The following is a 15052-nucleotide window of genomic DNA, read 5'->3' as shown; positions in this document are numbered from 1 at the left end:
TCATGGATACTCCAATAAGAGGGGAATTGAATTATTCTACTATTTATAGTGGAGGGAATAAAAACACTTCATTAGTTCCACACAAAAAGAAGCTATACTAAAGTGATTGATTATTATTATAGGAGGTATTTTAGTGAAAAAGTTATTATTAATTACATTGGTCTTCATGTTCGCTTTTGCAACCAACGCTCTTGCACATACGGGACTAGAGATTTCTTCACCAGAAGACGGAGAGATTATTACAGAGGAATTGCGTGAAATATCCTTAACTTTCGAAGGGAAAGTGGAACAAAGCAGTACGTTTGAATTAAATAATTCAAACGGCCAGTCTATCCCTATAGAAGAGGTTTCTATAGAAGAAACACAAATGACAGGTACCTTTCCAAGTACTGTAGAAAATGGAGACTATACTGTTGTTTGGAACATTATTGGGGCAGACGGTCATCCGATTACAGGAGAATTTTCGTTCACTGTAGATGTTCCAGTATCTGAAACACCAGTTGAAAATGAAGATGAAGCCAATTCGCAGGATATAAATCAAGAAGAGACACCATTAGAAAATGTCGAAGATACAAAAACAAATGAACAAAGTCAATTACCTTCTTATCTCATTCCAGTAATCGTTATTGTCATAATTGCAATTATTGTGGGGATTTTCGTCGGGTTAAGGAGAAAAAAATAATAAATGTTTATGGTAATTGTTAGTGAAATACTTTTATATCTTTGCGTATCGCTTCTTTTAGGTAGTTTTCTTATAGCTCTTGTACCGAGTTCTTTTCGACCGCAAGTAAACGTTCCAAGAAGTGTGCAAATTATAGCTACAATCGGTATCGCAGTTTTCTCGTTTGCACCTGTCTTATTGTTAGTTATGCATTTGTATAAAAATATGGGGCTTTCTCAAACACTCCAAACCGTTCTACTTACTTTTGAAGTAGGCAAAGCATGGATTTTCACTTTTATTGTTGTCAATGTCTTGTTCATTTTTATCGTTTGGTTTGATGATCGTAACAAGCCTATTTACTCTTATATAGGAATCACTATTGTTGTCATTTTAATCATGGGAATCGGTTGGGCTAGTCACGCTAGTTCCCTTGATCATGTCAAAGGATTCATAACGCATACAAGTCATTTTATTGCGGTGAGTATTTGGGTAGGAATCTTGCTAGTGGTTAGCTGGTTTTCAAAAGATCATTCAAACTGGTTGAATTTCTTGAAATGGTTCTCGCCTGTTGCCATTATTTGTTTTAGCATCACCATTGTGTCAGGGCTTATTTTAATGACATTTGTAGTGGAGTTTAATGAATATACCAATGCATGGATGCTTCCGTATGGTCAATTATTATTACTAAAACATATAACGATCATTCCGTTACTGGTATATGCAGGGATCAACAGCGTACTTATTAGAAAGAGGTTACTTAAGGATCATGACTTCAATCCAATACCTTGGACAAGAGTAGAAAGCATACTTATCCTAGTTATTTTTTCTATAACGGCTGCATTAGGTCAACAATCACCGCCCAATGGAAACACATTGGAAAATGAAGGACCTTCAAAGCTTTTCAGTTTCTTTTATCAAGGTCAGTTTCAACCAGGAATGAATGTCGAACTTGTAGCAAATGCCACAGGACTGTCCCTTATACTGTTAGCGATTCTTTTAGTCATTTTAACTGTGTACTCATTTATTAAGAGAGCACCGGGAATCGTAACTTTCATTTTGAGTGTCCTTTTCATTTTTACAAGTTATTTAGCTCTAATACTCAGTATCCAATAGGAAAAGTGAAAGGTAGCTGACTTAGCTGCCTTTTTTTCTATATAATGGGTACTATCAGTATTTTCGTTGAACGCAGGGAATTGGAGGGAAGTCGAATGAGTAAGCTGAAATTGATGGCAATGTTAGGAACTGAACACCCTATAATCCAAGCCCCAATGGCGGGGGTGACGACGCCAGAATTTGTGGCGGCATCTGCGGAAGCGGGCATACTTGGTTCAGTTGGAGCCGGTTATCTTTCAGCCCATGAGACGCGTCAGTTTATCCGCCAAGTGAGGGAGAGGACGGAGAAGTTGATTGCGGTTAACTTGTTTGTTCCGGAACAGGTTGAAGTTGACCCGCTGTATTTGCGGCAAGCGTATGAGGCGTTACAACCAATTGGAAAGCAGCTCTGTCTCCCCTTTTGGGAAGTACCGCTGTCGGAATCTGAATTTGATAGGCAAGTCCAAGTAGTAGTAGAAGAAAGCGTGAAAATCTGTTCATTTACATTCGGATTGCCGGATGAGAAAACAGTGCGATTATTGAAAGAAAATGACATTTATCTCATCGGGACAGCAACGACAGTGGAAGAGGCGAAACTGGCGGAACAAGCAGGTATGGATGCAATCGTTGCACAAGGAAGTGAGGCAGGCGGGCACCGGGGGTCCTTTTCTGGTGAATTAACGTTGATTTCTCTGGATGAATTGCTTAGAGGGATAATTACAACTGTTCAAATTCCAGTCATTGCCGCAGGAGGCATTGCGAATAAAGAAATGACTAAAAATGCACTATCAGCAGGTGCGCAAGCTGTTCAAATTGGGACAGCACTTCTCGCTAGTGATGAAAGTGGCGCACATCCGTTATATAAAAAGGCGGTTTTAGATGCGGATGAAGGATGTACAGTGCTAACGAAAGCTTTTTCGGGAAAAACAGCACGCGGCATTCGCAACCGTTTCATTAATGAGATGAAAGAAGCCAACATTGCGCCATATCCGTATCAGAATGACCTAACAAAAGGACTTCGTAAAGCAGCCGCGAAGCAAGGAAAGAATGAATTTATGTCGTTGTGGGCGGGCGAAAGTGTTCATTTAAGTACTAGTGGAAATTTGAAAGCTATCATCGAACGACTTATTTAAAAATTTGCGCCATTCCGCTATCTGATTTGGTACACTGAATGAATGATATTGATAAGGGTGGCGGTGGATTATATGCGGAAATATATTGGTGAAATAGGACTTATTATTACAGCAATCATCTGGGGAAGTGGATTTGTTGCTAGTGCAGTGTCGCTGGAATATTACACGCCCTATCAGATTTTGGCGGGGAGATTTTTAATAGGAGTAACTATTCTATGCGTTCTATTTTATAAAAGGTTGAAGAATATCAAGAGAAGTACGCTTATTAAAGGAACTATATTAGGACTCTTTCTCTATATTGCTTTCGTGCTACAAACAGTAGGATTACAATATACGACACCTTCAAAAAACGCATTTTTAACGGCGGTAAATGTCGTTATCGTTCCTTTTATAGGGTTTTTACTGTACAAGCGGAAAATTGACATGTTTGAATTAGTTGGAGCAGTTACGGCTTTGGTTGGCGTAGCGGTATTATCACTCCAATTATCCTCCGAAATAAACATAGGGGATTTGTTGACGTTAGGCTGTGCGGTTGGCTTTGCATTCCATATTTTCTACACGGCGAAATTTGTCAAAGATGAGGATCCAGTTCTTATCACGATTGTGCAACTGGTAATAGCGGCGGTCATGGCTTGGATTGTTGTATTGTTCAGAGGGGAAACGACCTTCACAGTAGAATCGGAGGGTCTGCTCCCGCTTGTTTACCTAGGTGTTTTTTCAACAACAATCGCCTATTTAATGCAAACAGTTGCTCAGAAATTTATTACAGAAACAAAAGCTGCAATCATCCTATCGACAGAAGCTTTTTGGGGAACGGCATTTTCCGTCATGATTTTAAGCGAAGTCATGACAACAAAAATGATCATCGGAGCAATTCTTATCCTTGTTGCGATTATTATATCCGAAACAAAGTTTAGTTTTCTGAAGAGGAAAAGGGTTGAAATAGGGTGAAATCGGTCGCTCTGCCTGGCATCTACTTTAAATTATATTTGTTCTATTTTTAATTTTAATGGTATGTGAGTTGTTCATTGAAAAATGCAATGGTAATATCACCATACAAAATAATTGTTTGAACGCTTTAATAGTAATCTAGGAAATCTTAAGTGAAGTATGACTCAAAAAGGAGTGTTGGCTTGGAAAAGAAAACTGCACTTATCGTTGGTGTAACTGGTCTTGTTGGGAAAGAGCTACTTCAGAATCTTTTACAATCAGAGCAATATAAGCAAGTGATTACGGTAGTTAGAAAATCGCTCGATATAACCAATCCAAAGTTACTAGAGATTATTGTTGATTTTGAAAAGCTTGGGTATATCGCAAGTAGTTTGGTTGCTGATGATATTTTTTGTTGCTTAGGTACGACAATCAAGAAAGCAAAGACGAAGGAAGCGATGTATAAAGTTGATGTTGACTACACGTTAACGATCGCTAAGCTTGCTTATGCAAATGGAGCAAAGCAATTTTTAGTAATCAGTGCGTTGAGTGCCAATCCTAAGTCATCGATTTTCTATTCGAAAATGAAGGGTGAATTGGAATTGAAACTCGCTAGGATTCCGTATGAATCAATCGCAATCCTACGACCATCACTTTTACTTGGGAAGCGTGACGAATTCAGACTGGCTGAGAGTATAACGGCTGCCGCATTTAAACTCGTTCCGTTTATTTTTCAAGGTCCGTTCAAAAAATATAAAGCAATTGAAGGTAAAGACATCGCACTTGCTATGTACAAAATAGCCCAACTAAATAAGCCTGGCGTTGCAATTTATCCATCAGAACAGTTAGCAATTCTCTCACAATAACAAACAAAGCGGTGCGATCTGCAGTGATTGATTTGTTTTTGATGAAAAGGGCATGCTTGTTTACTAATATTAGACGAGGAGAGTCACAATGAAATCAGAGAAAGAAAAAATGCTAGCTGGCGAATTGTATCGTCCCTCGGATCTTGAATTAACAAAAGAACGGGAAAACGCTCGTCGGTTAACGAGGTTATATAATGAGACGTTGGAAAATGAATATAGTGAGCGGACTAGATTATTAAAAGAGTTGTTTGGTTCAACTGGCAAGGATTTATATATTGAACCTAGCTTGCGTTGTGACTATGGTTGTAATGTCCATGTCGGTGAAAACTTTTTCGCCAATTTTGATAGCGTGTTTTTGGATGTATGTGAAATTAGGATTGGTGATAATTGCATGATTGCTCCAGGTGTACATATTTACACCGCTACTCACCCATTAGATCCTACTGAAAGAAATTCCGGTGTCGAATACGGCAAACCTGTAACGATTGGCAATAATGTGTGGATTGGTGGAAGAGCTGTTATTAACCCTGGAGTAACCATCGGAAATAATGTGGTAATCGCTTCAGGCGCGATTGTAACAAAAAATGTAACGGATAATGTGATTGTAGGTGGGAACCCGGCGAAGATTATTAAAGAGATTGACGTAAAGTGATAGTTAATCATTTCGCCGGATTTTGTAGAAACGTGGGTAAATTCATAATACGAAGAAAAAATCGGTCAGAGAAATGATTATTTCTCTGACCGATTTTAATGTGCACGAAATATTCAGCTTGGCAGATGACGAAGGGCGAACACAAGAATCCCATAACTGTTAGTCCAAGATTTAAAAGAGGTTTGAACGCTAAACGTTGACCTTTAAGCAGTAAAGAACTTTAATGCGTAAGTTTTACAGCTTTGAGATTTAAGCGTTAAGCTTTCACCATCATTACTAATAGCTTAGTTTGTAAGTTGGATGTTGGCTTTACTTGTTTACCCAAAGAAATACCAACAAAAGAAGGGTCTTATGGATTTCGTTTTCAAATACTCATGCAAGGGTATTTATACAGTAACTTTTGTAAGTGCATTCGATTCAGAAAGAACTGCGTCCACTTCTGCTTTGAAGTTTGTAATCTTTTCATCTAACGCTTCGATGCGTGGATTAATTTTTAGTGGATCGATTAAGATATATTCGTTTCGGTCCATGAATGCTTTTGTATGTAGCTCAACTTCTTCTTTTTTCGCGTTTTCTTTGCTACCTAAAATAGCTGTCAAGTACTCTTCTAGACGTTTCGGCAGGGAGTCGTTTTCTTTTGTTAGCTTGTTGATGGCCATTCTGCGGGCTTCAACCATAGAGGCCAGTAACTTTTCTTCATTTTCAATAGAGGTTTTACGTTCGATTGCTTTGGCAATTGTCATTGTTTCGCCAGCGACGATTACTTCTGTTATAGCGTTCGATTGTACGATAGCATCTTTAATGTGAATGCGTCGTTCGATTAATGAAACGACTTTATCAAAACCTGATTGGATTGTTTTTTCGTAGTCTTCGATAGACAGACCTTTAATTTTTTGAGCAGATTTGCGATCCGTTGCTACATGATCTGCCTCTTTAATGGCTTTTGCAATACGCTCATTTAAGGTTTTTAGTTCTGATAAAGCGCGATGGATCGACATTGTTTGCATAGTCGTCATTTAATCATCCTCCATAATGGCTTTGTTTATGAAAGTGTACCATATATAACCAAAAGGAGCAGGGAGGAAGCGTTGACATAGGCAGTTGTGGTCAAGGATGGTGAAAATATGATCAAGTATTTACTGGGGTATCATGTCACTTATCTTATTTATAAACGCACTTCCTTCCATTAATAACTGAAAATAATGATATATATCCAGACAAGTTTACAGTATAATTTAGCCAATGTGCTTTTGAAATGGGGGATTACACTGTTAGACTTGCTTGTCATAATGTTGGAAAGAGTGGGCATGATTGTAGCAGTAGCCTTCATTTTGACCCGTTTTCAGTTCTTTAAAAATTTGGTCCATCACGATAAATTGGATAGGAAGCAAGAGCTTACAGCTATCTTATTCTTTGGTTTTTTTGGCATTGTTGGAACGTACTTCGGGGTTGCTCTCGATACGAATACATTACATTTTAATAGTGTCGCGATCTCATTGTCGTCTGATGAGGCCATTGCAAACTCGCGTGTCATTGGTGTGGTTGTCGCGGGACTATTAGGTGGCTATCGTTTAGGGGTTGGCGCAGGTTTAATTGCTGGCATTCATCGCATGACATTGGGGGGATTTACAGCTGTTTCCTGCGGTCTTTCAACAATAGTAGCCGGAGTTGTCGCAGGTGCTTTTTACCGGAAAGGGAATGCGCTTAAACCACTTACTGTGTTTGGCATCGGTGCACTTGCAGAAGCGATGCAAATGAGTATGATTCTGTTGCTTTCCAAACCATTTGAGAAAGCATTCACTTTGGTTGAGGTAATCGGTGTGCCTATGATTCTGGCCAATGGTGTCGGGGCGGCTCTTTTTCTGCTGATTGTCCGTAATTTGATAAGTGAACAGGAGAAGATGACTGCACTGCAGGCCCAGAAAACGTTGCGCATTGCTAACCAGACACTCGGTTACTTGCGAAAAGGGATGAGCACGGAAACCGCAATGGCTGTATGCAATATTCTCTACCGTGAACTGGAACCCAGTGCTGTTGCTATGACCAATCAAACGGATATACTGGCTCATGTTGGAATTGCAAGTGACCATCATCATATAGGCAGCCCCATTCGAACGGATGAAACAAAGGGTGTAATTCATCATGGTGAGCTTGTTGTAGTCAATGACGGCACGATTCACTGTGATTATCCGGGATGTCGATTAGGTGCGGCGGTCATTGCGCCATTGATACGACGTGGAGAAACGATTGGGACGCTAAAACTGTATTATCCATCTGAAAAAGTCATTACGGATGTCAGCATTGAATTGATTGCGGGATTGAGCTCGCTGTTAAGCAATCAATTAGAAATCGCAGAAACCGACCGTGCCTACCAGTTGGCGAAAGAAGCGGAAATCAACGCATTGCAGGCACAAATTAACCCCCATTTTTTATTTAACGCCATGAATATTATTGTGTCCTTGATTCGCACGGATCCTGATCAAGCACGGAAATTGTTGATGTCCTTGTCCTATTTTATGCGGCAAAATGTTACAGGAACAACGGCATCCCAAATATCATTGGAACAAGAACTGTCGCATGTCAAAGCGTATTTGGAAATTATCGAAGCTAGGTTTATAGACAGACTAACCATCCTGTATGACGTGGATGACACTCTATTAAATGAAAGGATTCCTCCCTTTACCTTGCAACCAATTGTTGAAAATGCTATACACCATGGTATTAATGATATGGAGAAAAACAGTATCATACAAGTGACCGTGCGTAGTCTTGCTACAGAAATTGAAATCACAGTGACAGACAATGGCAAAGGAATAGCACCTGAACGACTTGCTGTTTTGGGCGTGACACAGCTTGAATCCACAACGGGAACCGGGTTAGGACTATTCAATGTTAATCGTCGCTTAATGATGACGTTTGGTGACCAAGCTGCATTATCCATTATAAGTGAACCGAATGATGGGACAGTAATTTCATTTCGTATTCCCAAATTGGAGGTAGATGAGTGATGCGGACGATCCGTACTCTAATCGTAGACGACGAACGATATGCACGTGAAGAATTATCGTATTTACTCGGGCAATTTCCGGATATTCAAGTAGTGGGGGAAGCTGAAAGTGGGGAATCCGCCATTTTAAAAGCACTACAACTTCTCCCGGATGTAGTGTTTCTGGATGTGGAAATGCCAAAAATGAACGGGGTTGAGGCTGCTAAAACGCTGGTGGGTTTAAAGAAAGTACCATTCATCATTTTTGCAACTGCCTATCCCCAATTTGCCGCAGAAGCATTTCGGATCAATGCCATTGATTATTTATTGAAACCGTATGATGAGGAGCAGCTGAAACAAACGATAGAGAGGATTAAAAAAGTAGTATATCCACCTCTAGCAGCTGACAATAGAGAGAAACTCGGGAAATTGGCGGTAGAAGCAGGCGGCGAAATCGATTATATTCTTCCTCAAGATATCTTATATATGTATAGGGATGAAAAAGTGACCAAAATCATTACCCGAACAAACAAGCATGAAGTGCGGATAACATTAAAAGAACTTGAAAGTCGATTGATACCGTTTTCGTTTTTTCGAATACATAAAGGATATCTTGTCAATTTGAATTACGTCAGTCGATTGACCCCCTGGTTTAACGGGGCTTATCAGCTTGAATTGGAGGGCTTGGATGAAAAGCTTTCTGTAAGCAGAAATTATATTAAGGATCTGCGGCAACGGTTGGAATTATGAGTTAAGTTAAGCCCCGCTGATTGAAGTATAACTATGAAAATGATATGCATGTCGACCCTCCCTATTTGCCTGTTATTCAATTAAACTTGCATGTTGCGCCTAAAACCTTCTTTTTCGGAAAATTCCACATAAACTAACTATATGGGATTGAATTTTGAAGGGGGAGTTTTCATTTGGTGAAATGAAAACGAGTAACATCGATTTATGTGAATAACGACGGTGTAGATTCAAGTCCAGCGAAAACTCGTTTACTTAACTAATGAACGAGGTAAGTTTGTTCAAATAATAGTGAAATAGGGGTGTTGACATGATTACATTTTTCAGCGCGATAGTACTGTTAATTGTTGCATATTTTACATACGGGAAATTAATTGAAAAGATTTTTGACCCAGCCGATGCTAGAAAAACGCCTGCTTATGCAAATGCTGATGGTATCGATTATGTACCAATGAGTAAACAAAAAAATGCGTTAATCCAGCTACTAAATATAGCAGGAACAGGTCCGATTTTTGGACCTATTATGGGTGCTTTATTTGGTCCAGTCGCGTTTATATGGATTGTTTTTGGAGCGATTTTTGCCGGAGCCGTGCATGACTATTTAACAGGCATGATTTCGATTCGGAATAGAGGAGCGCATATTCCGGAATTAGCCGGTAAGTTCTTAGGGAATGTTTCTAAGCATATTGTAAACGTTTTCGCTTTATTGCTTCTACTATTAGTCGGAACAGTATTTGTTACGACACCAGCCTCACTATTAAGTCTATTATTGAATGGTAAAGTAGCTCTATGGATTTTGATTACTGTTATTTTTATTTATTATTTCTTATCTACAATTTTGCCGATTGATAAGATCATTGGTAGATTCTATCCGTATTTCGGAGCTGTTCTGTTGATTGGTACAATAGGTGTTGGTGGAGCTTTACTATTCTCGGATTATACGATTCCAGAATTGACGTTAGCCAACTTACATCCTGATAATGTACCTATTTTTCCAATCCTGTTCTTTACAATTACTTGTGGTGCTCTATCTGGTTTTCACGCGACACAATCACCGATTATTTCTCGAACAGTTGAAAAAGAATCACAAGGTCGGTATGTCTTTTATGGCATGATGATTACGGAAGCAGTTATCGCAATGATCTGGGCTGCTGCAGCAATGAGTATGTTGGATGGGCAAACATTAAGTGAGTTTATAAAAACTGGTACGCCTTCTTCTGTTGTGAACGAAGTATCTATGACGTTACTTGGGGCTATTGGTGGAACAATTGCTGTATTAGGTGCTGTCGTACTTCCGATTACATCAGGAGATACAGCGTTCCGTGCTGCACGCTCAATCATTGCAGATTACTTAAAGATTGATCAGAAAAAAGTTGTTAAACGGTTAATGATTGCTGTTCCTCTATTCGCTATATCTGCTTTGCTTACACAAATTGACTTCAATATTTTGTGGAGATACTTCTCGTGGGCGAACCAAGCAACAGCGGCTATCGCGTTGTGGATTGCGACCATGTATCTATTTATTAAAGGTAAAAATTATTTCGTTTCGTTAGTACCAGCCTTGTTTATCACCTATATGGTTTTTGTTTATATCTTAAACGCGAAAATAGGATTTAGCTTAGACTTGAAACTATCCTTTATTGTTGGAATCGTTTTAACTGTAATTTTGACAGTAATGTTCTTTGTGAAAGCTAAGAAAAATAAGGCGAATAAGATTGAAACGGATGTAATTGTTGAATAAGGATGGAAAATGAACTCAATTGAGTTCATTTTTTTTGACAGTAAGAATCTCTCTAATTGAAGTTTCATTGTATAGTGACATAAAGGAGGAGATTCACATGGAAACACGCACCGTAGAAGTTGAGGAGTTCAAGATTAAAGGCTATGGATTGAAAGGACCGCTGTCAGAAATTCCGGGTAAATGGGATGTGCTGAATACGGAACTTGCTGAGAAAGATATCGTTGTGGAAGAATCATTTGGTCTTTGCCTTGCGATGAAAGACGCTGAAATTCACTACATCGCTGGCATCAAATCGAATCTTGCCGAAAGGTTGCAAAATATAGAAGAAGCTGTCGTGCCAGCTGGCAAGTTCATAGTCGCTAAGGTAGAAGGTGGAATTTCCGGGATTCAGTCAGCTTTCAACGAACTTATGAAAATGGATGGTATTCAACTGCGAAATAGTTTTAGTTTTGAACGATACATTCATGCTGAAGGCTCAGATGGGTATGAGATTGAAGTTTGGCTGCCGATTGAGTAATACAGTTTTTAAATGAAAGGGAAAGACTCTGTACTAGTGGGGTCTTTTTTTATTTTATTAATTAAAGATTAATTGTTTGGAATTGGTCGATAAAACAATTGACATGTACCTAACAGGCAGGTTTATAGTTATGGAAAGGAGGGTTGTTCATGTTGTCCATAGGAAAAACGGCTCGCCTCGTCAGGATGACAGTAAAGGCTATCAAATATTATGAAGAGATTGGAATTGTTAAGCCGGCTTTCGTTAACCCTGATTCAGGCTACCGGTTTTATGCGTCAAAAGAGCAGCAACAACTTATGCGTATAAAGATACTTAGAAGTTTTGGGGTGTCCCTTTCAGATATTCTTTCTGAAGGAGATGAGCAAATGGAGATACTACTTATGAAAAGAGGACAACAGATTGAGCAGGAAATGGACAAGTTGAAAGTAATGAAAGAAGCGCTTGAAATGTATTTGACTAAGGAGGAGATTCAGATGGAAACACGTATTGTTGAAATTGAGGATTTCAAAGTGAAAGGGTATGGACTGAAAGGACCGCTAGCGCAAATTCCGAGTAAATGGCAGATATTGAATTCGGAAATTGAGGGAAATAGTGTCGTCGTTGAAGAGTCATTTGGAGTTTGTTTAGCAATGGAAGGTGAAGAGATTCATTATATCGCAGGCATCAAATCGAATCTTTCTGAAGGTTTTCCGGATACAGAAGAAGTCATCATACCTGGCGGGAAGTTCATCGTTGCTACAGTCGAAGGCGGAATTCCAGGGATACCAGCTACGTACGACGCAATTATTAAAATGGACACCATCACATTGAGAGAATGCTATGATTTTGAGCGGTACATCCATCCCGTAGGCTTTACCGAAGATGTCATCGAGATTTGGATGCCCATCAATTGATAAGGTATAGTCAACGCATTGCGTGATTAGAAAGAGATGTCGGTGCAATCCGATAATCTCTTTTTTATTTTGCGACAGTTTAGACAGTTGTTGACAATTGGTAACCTAACCCATCATCATAAATGGAAGGGATGGTGAGGTAGTAAATTGATCGAGATCTATAGAAAGACATGGATTTTCAGTTTTGTCATCGGGATGGGGTTCGCAGTATTTTGCATTTTATATTATTTCATAGGTTATATAAGTTTCATGGAAAATGGAGATGTGCTAGTCATAAACGGTTTGATTGCGTTATTTTCGATTGGGGCAGGGTTTCGATTTAAGGGTGTGCATGAGAAACTAGTAAATCAAACAATCGACATACCAGTGAGTACATTGGAATTGGAGAATTTAGACGAATTGATTCTCAAGCGAATTCCTTCTTTTTTGTTTAAAATGTATAACGTCGATTCAGATGGCAATCCGCTATTTGTCATTGAGCCATCCAAAGATCGGTTATCAAAATGGCTTACATTTTTCGAACTATTTGAGAGGGGTTTTTTCATTCCAGTGCATTACGACATCTCAGATATGGACGGACATCAGTTAGCGACAATTACAATACGAAATAATATGAAGCGTGACGAACTTATATTAAAGAAACCGGATGGCGCTGTAATGGCTACTTACATACAGCAACACTGGAAGTCAAAGCTCAAAAATCGAGGCGTTTTGTATCATGCGAATGGTTCGGTTTGGCAAGAACTTGAAGCGAAAGCGATGGCGGGCGACATCGATGTAAAAGATGATAAGGGAAGAATGACGGTCAGATACCGTTTTGGTATTTTTCCATATGCAATGAGTCCGGTTTTTCAAAGCACTGCCCATCATGAACATGTCCAGTTTGGGACACATATTTCTTCCGATGAAAAGCTGGCATATACGATGGTGTTTTTCCTGTGGCTCAAAGGATAAATTAACTCCCTTTTAGGTGTTGACTCTCACGTTACGTCACACTTTATAGTTAGTTCTGAAGGGAGGCTGTAAGCGATGAAGGTGAAAGAGGTATCGCAGCTGACCGGTGTTAGTGTGCGCACACTCCATCATTATGATGACATCGGGTTGTTAACGCCGGATGGTACGACTGAAGCGGGGTACCGACTTTATTCGGACGATAATTTGGCGACGTTACAGCAAATTTTGTTCTTTCGTGAACTCGGCTTCTCTTTGAAGAAAATCAAGGAATTACTTAAGAGTCCTTCATTTGATCGTCAGGAAGCATTCGAAATGCAGCGGAAAATGCTCCTCGAAAAGCGAAAGCAACTTGATAGTATGATCACAACGATTGAGAAAACAATTCAATATGGAAGAGGGGAAATAGTAATGACGAACGAAGAGAAATTTAAAGGGTTCGATTTTAGCAAGAACCCATATGAACAAGAGGCCAAAGAACGGTGGGGCGACAAAGCGGTAGATGAATCGAATAAGAAAGTGGCACAGTTTGGGCCAGAGTTAGGAGAGGAAATGAATCGTATTTACTTTAGCTTGGCGGGAATACGACATATGGATCCATCATCTGATGAAGCGCAGTCCGGAATTGGTGAATGGTTTACGTTGTTGAATACGATGGGAAGCTATTCGCTGGAAGCATTTGCGGGACTAGGTGAAATTTATGTCGCAGATGAGCGGTTTAGGAAGAATATTGACCAGTTTGGTGATGGGCTTGCGCTGTTTATGAGAGATGCTATGTCTTTTTATGCGGAATAGGTAACATAATCTATTCTGTCTGAAATATAGCTGTGCATCTTGGTGAGTCTGTGTTAAAGTCATGAATAATGGCACCGGAAGAACGTATAGTAGAAATAGAACTTTTAAGTAGTGACACCTGTAAAAGTGGGGTGTCTTTTGTAGCGCTAATTTTCAGAGTGAACAAATTCGTTCGCTCTTCTTTTTGATTTAAAATTGGAATATTCTACAGAGTATGAAACTTTATCCTCTCTAAAAACGTATAATAAGTATAATGGAATTTAGTGCATCAACTGTCCAGAATACCCGTTACTATCTAGGTCCCGGGTCTTAGACAGTTTCCATCCACAGCCGGTTTAGCTAATTCGTCGGAACGTACATAATGGATGTAACAGTAAGAGATCGCAAGGGGTTGATAATTAGTTATGAAAAAAACAATATATATCGTGCTAACGGATACCGGGACATTGCTGTCAAAAGCAATTGGAATGTATACGCGGAAAGATTTAAATCATACGTCGATCGCATTCGATGAGCAGTTGATTGAGATGTACAGTTTCGGTAGGAAACAGCGACACAATCCCTTTGTTGGTGGGTTTGTGAAAGAAAGTGCTACGGAAGGGATATTCCGGCAGGCGACATGTGCGATTTATAGCTGTGAAGTGACGCTAGAAGAATACACACGCATGCTTGATAAAATTCGTTTGATTGAAAAAAATAAAGAACTATATAAATATAATTTTATTGGATTGTTTGGCGTAGCTGTGAATAAGGGGATTCAACGTAAACATGCATTTTTCTGTTCACAATTTGTAGCGATGGTCGTAAATGAAGGCGGTTTACAAATGTTTAACATAGCGCCAAATCTAGTACAGCCGCATCACTTTTCACAACTGCCTTGTTTGGAGCCTGTTTTCGAAGGTGATTTACAAAGCTATTTGGATCAGTCTAGAGGACAGCAGGAAAGTCCGCCTATCCGAATGAGTATGTGGAAAAGTTTAGCGTTCCGATTACTTGCCTAAATAAGGACTTATTTATAATGAGAGCACTTCTATTAATTGGGAGGAGCTCTCTTTTTTATATACGAATTATTTTCTACTAGACTAGTA

General features: G+C 39.3%; 15 protein-coding genes. 14 read left to right on the top strand and 1 reads right to left on the bottom strand.

Features of this window, described 5'->3' with window-relative positions; all coding sequences use genetic code 11:
- Positions 1-133: 133 nt before the first annotated feature.
- From FQ087_RS16275 to FQ087_RS16250, 6 genes are all read left to right on the top strand, one after another.
- Positions 134-682: a copper resistance CopC family protein gene (locus FQ087_RS16275; protein ID WP_149581653.1), complete on the top strand. Its 549-nt coding sequence runs from the start codon at positions 134-136 to the stop codon at positions 680-682.
- Between the two features lie 3 nt (positions 683-685).
- Positions 686-1774 carry a copper resistance D family protein gene (locus FQ087_RS16270; RefSeq protein WP_149581652.1) on the top strand — a complete coding sequence of 363 codons (1089 nt, stop codon included), beginning with the start codon at positions 686-688 and terminating at the stop codon, positions 1772-1774.
- 95 nt (positions 1775-1869) lie between these two features.
- Positions 1870-2886 (top strand): NAD(P)H-dependent flavin oxidoreductase, encoded by a 1017-nt coding sequence (locus FQ087_RS16265; protein WP_255452393.1) that lies wholly within the window; start codon positions 1870-1872, stop codon positions 2884-2886.
- A gap of 72 nt (positions 2887-2958) precedes the next feature.
- Entirely contained in the window at positions 2959-3837 is an 879-nt protein-coding gene (locus tag FQ087_RS16260) for a DMT family transporter (protein ID WP_149581651.1), read from the top strand.
- A 182-nt stretch (positions 3838-4019) separates the two neighbouring features.
- Positions 4020-4682, top strand: coding sequence for an NAD-dependent epimerase/dehydratase family protein (locus tag FQ087_RS16255; RefSeq protein WP_149581650.1), 663 nt, complete (start codon positions 4020-4022; stop codon positions 4680-4682).
- 88 nt (positions 4683-4770) lie between these two features.
- Positions 4771-5334: a maltose acetyltransferase domain-containing protein gene (locus FQ087_RS16250; protein WP_149581649.1), complete on the top strand. Its 564-nt coding sequence runs from the start codon at positions 4771-4773 to the stop codon at positions 5332-5334.
- 386 nt (positions 5335-5720) lie between these two features.
- Here the strand turns inward: FQ087_RS16250 and FQ087_RS16245 are convergent, their stop codons facing one another.
- Complete coding sequence (locus tag FQ087_RS16245) at positions 5721-6350, bottom strand: hypothetical protein (protein WP_149581648.1); 630 nt, start codon at positions 6348-6350, stop codon at positions 5721-5723.
- Positions 6351-6602: 252 nt separating this feature from the next.
- Between FQ087_RS16245 and FQ087_RS16240 the strand changes: the two genes are divergently transcribed.
- The 8 genes from FQ087_RS16240 (at position 6603) to FQ087_RS16205 (ending at position 14965) form a co-directional block, all read left to right on the top strand.
- Positions 6603-8342 (top strand): sensor histidine kinase, encoded by a 1740-nt coding sequence (locus FQ087_RS16240; RefSeq protein ID WP_149581955.1) that lies wholly within the window; start codon positions 6603-6605, stop codon positions 8340-8342.
- On the top strand, positions 8339-9070 hold the full coding sequence (locus FQ087_RS16235; protein WP_149581647.1) for a LytR/AlgR family response regulator transcription factor: 732 nt from the start codon (positions 8339-8341) through the stop codon (positions 9068-9070). Before FQ087_RS16240 ends, FQ087_RS16235 begins: the two co-directional genes overlap by 4 nt.
- A 307-nt stretch (positions 9071-9377) precedes the next feature.
- On the top strand, positions 9378-10808 hold the full coding sequence (locus tag FQ087_RS16230; RefSeq protein ID WP_149581646.1) for a carbon starvation CstA family protein: 1431 nt from the start codon (positions 9378-9380) through the stop codon (positions 10806-10808).
- A 97-nt stretch (positions 10809-10905) separates the two neighbouring features.
- Positions 10906-11325, top strand: coding sequence for a GyrI-like domain-containing protein (locus tag FQ087_RS16225; RefSeq protein ID WP_149581645.1), 420 nt, complete (start codon positions 10906-10908; stop codon positions 11323-11325).
- 149 nt (positions 11326-11474) lie between these two features.
- Positions 11475-12218, top strand: coding sequence for a MerR family transcriptional regulator (locus tag FQ087_RS16220; RefSeq protein WP_149581644.1), 744 nt, complete (start codon positions 11475-11477; stop codon positions 12216-12218).
- 147 nt (positions 12219-12365) lie between these two features.
- Positions 12366-13172: a hypothetical protein gene (locus FQ087_RS16215; RefSeq protein WP_149581643.1), complete on the top strand. Its 807-nt coding sequence runs from the start codon at positions 12366-12368 to the stop codon at positions 13170-13172.
- Positions 13173-13247: 75 nt separating this feature from the next.
- Positions 13248-13964 carry a MerR family transcriptional regulator gene (locus FQ087_RS16210; RefSeq protein ID WP_149581642.1) on the top strand — a complete coding sequence of 239 codons (717 nt, stop codon included), beginning with the start codon at positions 13248-13250 and terminating at the stop codon, positions 13962-13964.
- A 404-nt stretch (positions 13965-14368) separates the two neighbouring features.
- Positions 14369-14965 (top strand): hypothetical protein, encoded by a 597-nt coding sequence (locus FQ087_RS16205; protein ID WP_188006785.1) that lies wholly within the window; start codon positions 14369-14371, stop codon positions 14963-14965.
- Positions 14966-15052: the final 87 nt, after the last annotated feature.

It is taken from the genome of Sporosarcina sp. ANT_H38 (assembly GCF_008369195.1).
Taxonomy (GTDB): domain Bacteria; phylum Bacillota; class Bacilli; order Bacillales_A; family Planococcaceae; genus Sporosarcina.
This window is presented reverse-complemented; position numbering and strand designations above follow the sequence as displayed.

What these genes read in the sequence shown, in the direction of transcription:
- FQ087_RS16270 (WP_149581652.1), top strand. Translation starts at nt 686, where the DNA reads ATGTTTATGGTAATTGTTAGTGAAATACTTTTATATCTTTGCGTATCG.
- FQ087_RS16265 (WP_255452393.1), top strand. Translation starts at nt 1,870, where the DNA reads ATGAGTAAGCTGAAATTGATGGCAATGTTAGGAACTGAACACCCTATA.
- FQ087_RS16260 (WP_149581651.1), top strand. Translation starts at nt 2,959, where the DNA reads ATGCGGAAATATATTGGTGAAATAGGACTTATTATTACAGCAATCATC.
- FQ087_RS16250 (WP_149581649.1), top strand. Translation starts at nt 4,771, where the DNA reads ATGAAATCAGAGAAAGAAAAAATGCTAGCTGGCGAATTGTATCGTCCC.
- FQ087_RS16245 (WP_149581648.1), bottom strand. Translation starts at nt 6,350, where the DNA reads ATGACGACTATGCAAACAATGTCGATCCATCGCGCTTTATCAGAACTA.
- FQ087_RS16230 (WP_149581646.1), top strand. Translation starts at nt 9,378, where the DNA reads ATGATTACATTTTTCAGCGCGATAGTACTGTTAATTGTTGCATATTTT.
- FQ087_RS16225 (WP_149581645.1), top strand. Translation starts at nt 10,906, where the DNA reads ATGGAAACACGCACCGTAGAAGTTGAGGAGTTCAAGATTAAAGGCTAT.
- FQ087_RS16220 (WP_149581644.1), top strand. Translation starts at nt 11,475, where the DNA reads ATGTTGTCCATAGGAAAAACGGCTCGCCTCGTCAGGATGACAGTAAAG.
- FQ087_RS16210 (WP_149581642.1), top strand. Translation starts at nt 13,248, where the DNA reads ATGAAGGTGAAAGAGGTATCGCAGCTGACCGGTGTTAGTGTGCGCACA.
- FQ087_RS16205 (WP_188006785.1), top strand. Translation starts at nt 14,369, where the DNA reads ATGAAAAAAACAATATATATCGTGCTAACGGATACCGGGACATTGCTG.